The organism is Cupriavidus sp. D384, from assembly GCF_001652915.1.
In the GTDB taxonomy this organism is placed as follows: Bacteria; Pseudomonadota; Gammaproteobacteria; order Burkholderiales; family Burkholderiaceae; genus Cupriavidus.
This window is the reverse complement of the sequence record NZ_BBQI01000110.1, coordinates 1-738: the sequence shown is the minus strand read 5'-3', so window position 1 is coordinate 738 and position 738 is coordinate 1. Positions and strand designations below refer to the sequence as shown.

General features: G+C 60.0%; 1 pseudogene. It reads left to right on the top strand.

From position 1 onward, the window contains the following. Positions 1 to 375 precede the first annotated feature (375 nt). Positions 376 to 738: pseudogene (locus tag A9J21_RS27360) on the top strand (transglutaminase family protein); the annotation flags it as partial.

The following is a 738-nucleotide window of genomic DNA, read 5'->3' as shown; positions in this document are numbered from 1 at the left end:
TCCCGGCGTTGGGCTCATCTCGTGGCGGAGTTGGCGGGGCGAGCGGCCATCGACGTCATCGTTGGACAGCAAGCAACGTAGTGCCGATAGCAGCCGATCGAAGCGACGGTGCGCAATTGCCCCCAGTCTCGCGTTCACACCGTTCTCATCCGCGCCAACGCCTCTGGACGCCTGTCCGCAAGTTGCGTGTCTCTCGCAAGTGATCGCTCCTGCTCTGACGCGAGATAAGTGCCGATCAAGAAGTTCCGCAAGACAAAAGCGCGGAGCAAGGCAAGGTAGCGGTACACTGTTATCGCCGTCTCGATACGCTCGGGGCGGACGCTCTACGCTTCCGCCTGGAACGTAAGGTCAACTATGAACCGCATCCGATACTTGGTGAACTTGTCCTACGAGATCGCGGATCCCACGGCCGACTTCATTTTGTGCATCGAAGCGGCGAGGACATGCCGGCAGTCGATAGTCTCCGAACACCTCGTGATCTCGCCAGAGATACCCGCCACACGCTACACCGACCCTGTCCTGTGCAACCGTATGCTGCGCATTCGGGCGAACAAGGGCCGCTTGGGAATTCGGTATGAGGCCGTGGTGGAGATCGACCATCGGCTCGATGATGGCGAAACGCTATCGCAGGTCGCGGTCGCCGACCTGCCTTTCGAAGTGCTGCCCTACCTGGCCCCGAGCCGTTATTGCGAATCTGACCGCATGATGGAATTTGCGATGCGCGAGTTTGGCGGCATG